Consider the following 5,686-nt stretch of genomic DNA (forward strand, 5'->3'; position numbering starts at 1 on the left):
CCAGCCCGGAACTCCGGATCAAAGCGACGCCTCGTGGTTCCTGCCAAGACCAAACCTCTCTTGGTTCGGTCTCCACGTTACGAGGGGAAGCCCGGGCGTGACGCCTGATCCGGCCAGCCATCGGCCGGCGGCGGGCGCGTCTTTGCGGCCGCGGTCGGCCAGTGGCCGTTCGTGATCGTCTCCGTCGTTCCACTCGGCTTTGGCATGGCGCACCAGGACGATCCGGCGGGGCGTGTCCGTCGTCATCGATTCCCACCCTCAGTCAGCCTCGGGCTGATCCTCATCGGCATGCCTGGCATAGAAAAGCGCCTGGCCCGCTACCCCCAGCTCTATAGCCGCATCGGCTTCGTCCACCACTACCGCACCCTGGCCGCCGACGAACTCGCCACTGTCTTGACCACAGCCTTCGCTCACCTGGGCCTGAACATCCCCGACGCCGTCACTACCGAGGCCATCGCCGCGATTGGAACAAGTCAAACGGGTGATGAAGCTCAACGACGGCGTGAGGTTCCCTTTCTGGGTGCAGAGAAGGCGTTAGGCACGTGAGGCAAGCGGGCCCTGAGCAAGGTGCTTGGTCACGCTGCCTCAGGCGCCCCGACCTAAGCTGACCGGCGTGACCCAGGAAGAGGCTGCTGTCCCCGCACGTGTGACACGCTCGCTCCCGTTAGCCTTCGTCGCTGGCGCGGCGGTCGGCGTGCTGGGCGGCATGATCGGCCTGGGCGGCGCCGAGTTCCGGTTGCCGCTGCTGATCAGCCTGTTCGGGCTCGCCGCTCTGTCCGCGGTCATCGTGAACAAGGCGATGAGCCTGATCGTGGTGCTCACCGCGCTGCCCGCCCGGCTGGCCGCTGTTCCTCTCGCCGAGCTCGGCGAGCACTGGACGATCGCGGCCAACCTCCTGGCCGGAAGCCTGCTCGGCGCCTGGGCAGGCGCCTCCTGGGCGATCCGGATGCGCACCGCCACCCTCTACAAGGTGCTCGCGGCCCTCATGGTGCTCATGGCCGCCGCCCTCGTCCTCACCCAGACCACCGCCGTGGGCACCCTGGCCCTGCCCGGCCCGGTGCAGGCCATCGCCGGGGTCGCGGCCGGGTTCGGCATCGGGGTGGTGGCCGCCATCATGGGAGTGGCCGGCGGCGAGTTGCTGATCCCTACGATCGTGCTGCTCTACTCCGTCGACATCAAGACCGCCGGCAGTCTGTCCCTGGTCGTCTCGCTGCCCACCATGCTGGTCGCCTTCGCCCGCTACAGCCGCGATGGCAGCTTCGCCGTCCTGGGAACCAACCTGCGCTTCGTCGCCGTCATGGTCGCCGGCTCCCTTACGGGCGCACTGCTCGGCGGCCTGATGCTCGGCGTCATCCCGGACCTGGTGCTCATCCCCACCTTGGCCATCGTCTTGCTGATCTCCGCCTTCAAGATGGCTCGCCACAGCTGACGCCGTCGGCATCAGCTCGATCACCGTCGCTGTTCGTGACGTACACGGCCAAATAATGTTGCAGATTCCCGGTCAAGCTGCGTTGCAGGTCACACCTGAGGCGCTGCGTCAGTCGGTCATGGTCATCAGCTCGCCCATCGCGCGGAGGCTGTGCGCCTCCTTGGCCGCCTCCTGCAACACGGCCGCTGCCTTGATGAGCGCCTGCCCGGCGTCGACAGCCTCCCCGTCGCCGCGGCCACCTTCAACGCCCGAAAAGACACGCTCGGCTCCGCCTGCGCCTGGTGGCGCGGCCGTGGCGGGTACACCCCCTGCCAATAAGAACCCCGCGCGTACCACATCGATCAAGCCCCCGACCTGGGCCAGGTCGGGGGCTTTCACGATGCCGGGCCCTGCGCCTGGTCACCTCGATGGCTCAGGCAGTGCGCTTGGCCCAGAAATGCACGCCGATCGGCCCGAACAGCGACAGCGATGTTGCCGAGGACGACTGGGGCTGCCCCAGGTGCCGGAGGTTGGCGACGTTCTTGGTCGGCAGGCTGCCGCCAGGACCTGACACCGCAGTGGGGTGGAACCACTTCTGGCTGTCGGTGTTGTTGCACGCGGCCACGACCACGTCCACGGTGCTCGTGGCGGTCAGGCACAGCTCAGAGCCCGTCTCCACGCTGGCCCGCAGCTTGTAGATGAAGGCGGACTGCCCGCCGCCCGAGGAAAAGGTCGCCGTCTGCTCCCACTGGCCGAGGGCGCTGTTGGTGTCGGCCTTCAGTTGGACGAAGGAGCCGTCGAAGTTCCCTGCCGCGGTCAGGACCAGTTTGGAGGCGTTGCCGCGGTATTCGAGCTCCTTGTACACGGTGGCGGCCTGCGCCGGCGCGGCAAGCGCGACACCGATTCCGGCCACGCACATGGCGGCGGCGAACGCAGCGGCACGTCTCAGTCTTCGTGATTCGAACATATATCCCTCTTGATGAAGCGACCCGCCGGATTGCGGGCCTCGGGAAGTACACACGCCGCGGGGCCGGTCGGTCGGCGCACAAATACGCACTGCGCCGGTAATCCCGGGCACACAAGTCCCAAGCCGTGGGGCTCTCCGCCGTCACACGGCGGCCGGGCCGGGCTGGTCGGTCCAGCAGCACGGACACGTCATCCGCCCGCCACCCATTGCGACGTGCTGGCCGCCGCCCGGGCTCGCCGAGGCCGAAGGCCAGTCCGTCCCCGCCGCCGCCCGCGAGTTCGGCGTCGGCCTGTGTCGAGCGCTGGAGCGCAATCCCAGGAAAGGCGCCGTAAGGAAGAGGCCGCGCCAGCAACCGGAGCGGTGCGCCGCTTCCGGTGCTGCGCATGGACCACGTGGCGCCCAGCGTGCTGCTGTGCCTGTTCGACGGCCTGCCCGCGACGGTTGAACTGCGCGAGCCCCAAGAGGGCTTCCGGTTCGGCGTCGAGGACCAGGGCATGATCCCGCTGCGGAACATGCTGGCGCCGAACTTCCCCACAGATCTGAAGCTCGGCGAGCAGTTCCGCTCCGGCGTCCCCTTCGGCGTCCTGGACCACCTGAGAACCGGCACCGGCAACTGCCGAGTCCTGAACATCGACTCGCTCAGGCCCGCACTCCAGACCGCTCTGGACGCCGCCCACGGCGCCGCCGTCGGCGCGGTCGGGCCCGCCGACCTGGCCATGCAGATGGTCAAGGTGCCAGAAGCCATCCGTTTCACCGGCCCGAACGGAGTCCACGCTTGACCACCCTGCCCACACTCGTCGTGCCCGTCGGCCTGGACGCCCTCGTGGTCAACCCCGCGCTGTGGAAGCGGGACGGTTTCCGCACCTGGCAGCACAACTACCAGGCGCTGGACGACTACAAGAGCCCGGAGCCGGACGAGGGCGACTGGTGGTCCGGTTCAGCGGCACCACCACCCGCCGCGCCAAGGCATGGGTGATCGAAAGCGACTGCCCCAACAGCGGCACCGACGGCGGCCACCCCTCCGACAGGTCCAGCCCGTACCTGGTCTCCCCCGACACCCTGCGCGCCTGGCAGGCCAGCCCCGACCCCTACCGCAACACCATGACGCCCGACGACCCCCGGATCCGCATCGGGCTCGCCTTCCCGCTCACCGACGCCACGCCCTGGACGGAACGAGCCGCGGGCGACCCCCTGTACCTGACCGCCATGGACAGCGGCGACCCGTACTTCACCTCCTACACCCCGCACAACAGCAACGTCTTCTCCTTCCACGACGACTGGCAAGACCCCCGCCTGGCCGGCACGCCCGGGCAGGACAGCGCGGTCACCCCCGCCACCCGCAGCCTGTACTGCGGCACGGCCCTGACCATCCCCTGGGACCCGGACCCCCAAGCGGCACCACCCGTCCCCGACCGTTTGGAAACCATCAAGGACAGCGGTGCACTCAACCTCGCCATCGCCAACACCACTGAAGACGCCTTCACCGCTCTGGCCGGCCGCTCCTTGCACGCCGCCAGCGCCTCCCCCTCCGCCGCCGACCTGCAACTGCTGCGCACCTTCCTGCACAACGTCCTCGACCTCGCCGACGAAAAAGGCGGCGACGCGCGGGTAGGCCGCCACACCCACGACGCCTCGTTCGGCGCCTCGGCCGGAGGCCACCACTGGACCGTGACGCCGCCCCCCGCCGACAGCACCACTGCCGACCCCACGACTGCCGGCACCACAACCGGCGAGGAAACAGCCGATCCGGCATCGACGCCCGCCCCGTTCACCCCGCCGCCTTGGCTGGCCACCCTCAACGACGATCAGCACCGGCTCGACGAGCAGTTGGGCGAGCTGTACACCCCTGCAGTGGCGGCTGAACGCCCTGTGGCTGAAGAACGGCCTGGCCGACGGGCTGTTCATCCCTCCCGGCGACGCACCGGACTCCGACCTGATGCAGCAGGAACTGGACCCCGAGCAGGAGGGTTCGCTCGCCCACACGGTACACGCCATGACCGCCCAGGTGCGGGACCTGGCCGCGAAGGTCCCCCAGCCCGACCACAGCCGCCCCTACGAGGGCGACCACGACGCGTTCCTCGCCGGGATCAGCGCCTTCGCCGAAGCACGCGGGCTCACCGGGGGCGCCACGCTCAAGGCCGTCCCCCAGCCCCTCGTGGCGCGCCGGCGGCCGGGATCGTCATGGTGCCCGAGCAGCCGGTCTTGGAGCTGATCTGGTGCTCGTGGCTGTCGTGCCCGAGCAGGTAGGTCACCTTGACCTTGTCGCAGTCGATCGAGGAGTCCTCCGGATCGGTGACCTCGACCTCGTACGGGACGGTGTCGCCGAACGTGAACGGCTGCCCGTCGACAGGCCGGGAGAGCGTCACGCTGGGGGCGCACCTTCTGTAGGACCTCACGGAGCATGCCAAGAACGATTTCGGCGATCTGGGCCGGAAGCAGCTGCTTCGGCTGGGCCCATATCTCCACCATGATCCCGGTCTGCAGCGACCATTCCGCCAGGTGATCCGCCACAGCCTGGGAGGCTGTGCGACTACCTGTTCCGAGTCCCCCAAGTGCGCCATCGGTCATCTGCTTGTCTCTCCATTGCTTGGTCGAGCGGCCCTGAGCAGGGCGTACGGAGTGAACGGTCAACGCCGGAGCCAGGCCTGCGCAGCGGTGGTCTTGCAGGGCCACTGGATCGCGTTCTTGCCCTTGCGCTTTTCACCGTTCCCGATGGCGAGGCACATGCCGGTGGCCTTGTTGCGTAGCCGCTGCCCGTCGTAGATCCACTCCTGCGCCAGGCCGCCGTCCGTGCACGGCCACTGGATCGCGTTCTTGCCCGGCTTCTTCTCACCGCGCCCGATGGCCAGGCACAGCCCGGTCTTGGCGTTCACGAGCCGCCGGTCGGCGCGGTGGATCCAGCGCTGCGACTTGCTCCCGATACAGGGCCACTGGATCACCGGCTTGCCGGCCTTCACCTCTCCCCGGCCCACGGCCAGGCACATGCCGGTGGCGCCGTTGACGTAGGCCTGGCCGGACCCGGCGGACGCCACGGCGGCTTGTGCGGACCCGGTGGGCGGCAGGGACAGCAGGGTCACAGCGGTCACGACCACGGCGGCGATCTTGGAGCTCGTACGCATGGATGTCCTTCTTCGGGTGGGGATGGGATCAACAGCACCGACCCGCGAGCAGGCCGGGGCTGGTCACACGTCCGTGTGACCGGCCGCGCGGTTCCCAGGAGCAAGCGGTCCCGGGACCGGTTGCCCGCCGGGGCCGATGGCACCAGGATCATGGCGGTGGAAATTGTTCGGCACCCCTGATCAGGCAGGCAA

The 5,686-nt window shown here is 68.9% G+C and carries 10 protein-coding genes; 6 read left to right on the top strand and 4 right to left on the bottom strand.

Annotated elements, in window-relative coordinates; translation table 11 throughout:
* Positions 1–18: 18 nt before the first annotated feature.
* Positions 19–246, bottom strand: a complete 228-nt coding sequence (locus ACIBI9_RS67555; RefSeq protein WP_397239576.1) for a SixA phosphatase family protein — start codon at positions 244–246, stop codon at positions 19–21.
* Here ACIBI9_RS67555 and ACIBI9_RS67560 point away from each other — a divergent pair.
* Together ACIBI9_RS67560 and ACIBI9_RS67565 are read left to right on the top strand one after the other, a co-directional pair.
* Positions 172–546, top strand: coding sequence for a hypothetical protein (locus tag ACIBI9_RS67560; protein WP_397239594.1), 375 nt, complete (start codon positions 172–174; stop codon positions 544–546). The two genes, ACIBI9_RS67555 and ACIBI9_RS67560, sit on opposite strands and share 75 nt — an antisense overlap.
* A 100-nt stretch (positions 547–646) precedes the next feature.
* Entirely contained in the window at positions 647–1,429 is a 783-nt protein-coding gene (locus ACIBI9_RS67565) for a sulfite exporter TauE/SafE family protein (RefSeq protein ID WP_397239578.1), read from the top strand.
* Between the two features lie 108 nt (positions 1,430–1,537).
* Here ACIBI9_RS67565 and ACIBI9_RS67570 read toward each other — a convergent pair whose 3' ends face one another.
* Positions 1,538–1,807 (bottom strand): hypothetical protein, encoded by a 270-nt coding sequence (locus tag ACIBI9_RS67570; RefSeq protein WP_397239580.1) that lies wholly within the window; start codon positions 1,805–1,807, stop codon positions 1,538–1,540.
* Positions 1,808–1,841: 34 nt separating this feature from the next.
* Positions 1,842–2,375, bottom strand: a complete 534-nt coding sequence (locus ACIBI9_RS67575) for a hypothetical protein (RefSeq protein WP_397239582.1) — start codon at positions 2,373–2,375, stop codon at positions 1,842–1,844.
* Positions 2,376–2,758: 383 nt separating this feature from the next.
* Here ACIBI9_RS67575 and ACIBI9_RS67580 point away from each other — a divergent pair, with 383 nt between their 5' ends.
* Genes ACIBI9_RS67580 through ACIBI9_RS67595 form a run of 4 tightly spaced genes read left to right on the top strand, consistent with a single transcriptional unit; the run spans position 2,759 to position 4,763 of the window.
* The gene (locus tag ACIBI9_RS67580) at positions 2,759–3,154 is read left to right on the top strand and encodes a hypothetical protein (RefSeq protein WP_397239584.1); all 396 of its coding nucleotides are present in this window, start codon (positions 2,759–2,761) and stop codon (positions 3,152–3,154) included.
* Positions 3,151–3,351: a hypothetical protein gene (locus ACIBI9_RS67585; protein ID WP_397239586.1), complete on the top strand. Its 201-nt coding sequence runs from the start codon at positions 3,151–3,153 to the stop codon at positions 3,349–3,351. Before ACIBI9_RS67580 ends, ACIBI9_RS67585 begins: the two co-directional genes overlap by 4 nt.
* Positions 3,303–4,622 carry a hypothetical protein gene (locus ACIBI9_RS67590; protein WP_397239588.1) on the top strand — a complete coding sequence of 440 codons (1,320 nt, stop codon included), beginning with the start codon at positions 3,303–3,305 and terminating at the stop codon, positions 4,620–4,622. The genes ACIBI9_RS67585 and ACIBI9_RS67590 overlap by 49 nt, the downstream gene beginning before the upstream one ends.
* Positions 4,623–4,628: 6 nt before the next feature.
* Entirely contained in the window at positions 4,629–4,763 is a 135-nt protein-coding gene (locus tag ACIBI9_RS67595; protein WP_397239590.1) for a hypothetical protein, read from the top strand.
* A 239-nt stretch (positions 4,764–5,002) separates the two neighbouring features.
* Here the strand turns inward: ACIBI9_RS67595 and ACIBI9_RS67600 are convergent, their stop codons facing one another.
* Entirely contained in the window at positions 5,003–5,494 is a 492-nt protein-coding gene (locus tag ACIBI9_RS67600; RefSeq protein WP_397239592.1) for an RICIN domain-containing protein, read from the bottom strand.
* Positions 5,495–5,686: the final 192 nt, after the last annotated feature.

It is taken from the genome of Nonomuraea sp. NPDC050451, assembly GCF_044458585.1.